General features: G+C 38.2%; 1 protein-coding gene and 1 tRNA gene. One reads left to right on the forward strand and one right to left on the reverse strand.

The features are described 5' to 3' along the window. Nucleotides 1-34 precede the first annotated feature (34 nt). A tRNA-Cys gene (locus ASV53_RS24015) sits at nucleotides 35-108 on the forward strand. Nucleotides 109-174: 66 nt separating this feature from the next. Here the strand turns inward: ASV53_RS24015 and ASV53_RS24020 are convergent. Further along, on the reverse strand, nucleotides 175-1,065 hold the full coding sequence (locus ASV53_RS24020; protein ID WP_094958992.1) for a hypothetical protein: 891 nt from the start codon (nucleotides 1,063-1,065) through the stop codon (nucleotides 175-177). Between the last annotated feature and the right edge of the window lie 350 nt (nucleotides 1,066-1,415).

Genomic DNA, 1,415 nt, shown 5'->3' on the forward strand with positions numbered 1-1,415 from the left:
ACCATAGGCGATATTGAGTAGAGCAACACAATATGGCGCGTTGGCAGAGTGGCTATGCAGCGGATTGCAAATCCGTGGACCTCGGTTCGACTCCGGGACGCGCCTCCATATTGAAGAAAGCCCTAGCAGAAATGCTGGGGCTTTTTTTCATTTTGGCTACCTAGTTATAAGATACTAACTTACGTGGTTAAAGTATTTGCCTAATAATGCGACCGCTTCTTGATTCGCAGGGCGGTAGGTGTGATTGTAAGTGCTGTCATATATTTGTCCCCAATGAATTGTTTGCCCACGACACGTAGAATGCCCATCAGAACAAATATCTGATGCACTTTCGTTCATAGAGATAATGGTTTGCACAAAATAGGGGATATTGTCATTCCATCCGGTATATTTACCATCATGCGCGAAACCGACGGCATGCATCATTTCATGAGCGACTTGAGCCGCGTTGATACCAGATTCTTCAATTTGGATGATAAGTCCATTTGTGCCCCATGCCGTTTTTGTATGAGAGTTTGATACATAGGCTTTTATATGGTTTCCGCTATTTTCAGCAGTGCGATTTACATAACTTTTTAACTGATCATAACTGCTGGGAATTAAGACATTCTCAGAACTATGGGATTTGACCGTGAAAAGACTACGATTAAAGTCACGGCTAAATTCAGGTGTGTTCATTAAGAATACAACACGACCTAGTGTATCTTTAAACTCAGCGATTGATTGCTGATCCCAATTGACTAAATGATACCTTGCACCGACTTCCAGATTACCAATTGTATTTGCTGGCATAAATGATGTGTTATTCAGTGGAACAACATTACCAAACAAAAGGTTATCTCTATTTCTGAACTCAGACATCACGGTATTGCGGTGATATTTATAGAGCATTTCAATATCACTTTGTGACAGGCCTAATTGGGATAGGAAGTCCTTTGCTGGGTCAACACTTACACTAGGTGCTGCTTGTGCTTCTGTTTGTTCAATATTGTTATTAGCTGCGATTGCCATGTTACATCCGAATATACCGATACTTGCTAATACTATGATTGATAGCTTTTTCATTATGAATCCTCTTTATGATTTTATTAAGCATTTGAATTTATGAAAAAGAGTGTCAAATGCGCCTTATAATAATTAACAAAACTGGCTTCTGTTTTTGGGTCTTAGCCAATTTCGTTAAAGTGAATGTTGTTTGGTTTATTATAAACACTGTTTTATATCTGTAAGGCATGATATGCGCTTAGGCTCATAATTATCTAGGCGTATTTATGCAATGTTAGGTTTTGGTTTTCAGGTGTGCATCTATATTTGTGAAATTTATAGTGTATAAAGCGTTTTGTTACATTGTTCACACAAGTTGAATCTCATATCCAACTCGATAATTAAGTGTGTAGATAAATAGATAAGTAGAT

The organism is Photobacterium sanguinicancri (genome assembly GCF_002265265.1).
Classification (GTDB): Bacteria; Pseudomonadota; Gammaproteobacteria; order Enterobacterales; family Vibrionaceae; genus Photobacterium; species Photobacterium sanguinicancri.

What these genes read in the sequence shown, in the direction of transcription:
- ASV53_RS24020 (WP_094958992.1), bottom strand. Translation starts at nt 1,065, where the DNA reads ATGAAAAAGCTATCAATCATAGTATTAGCAAGTATCGGTATATTCGGA.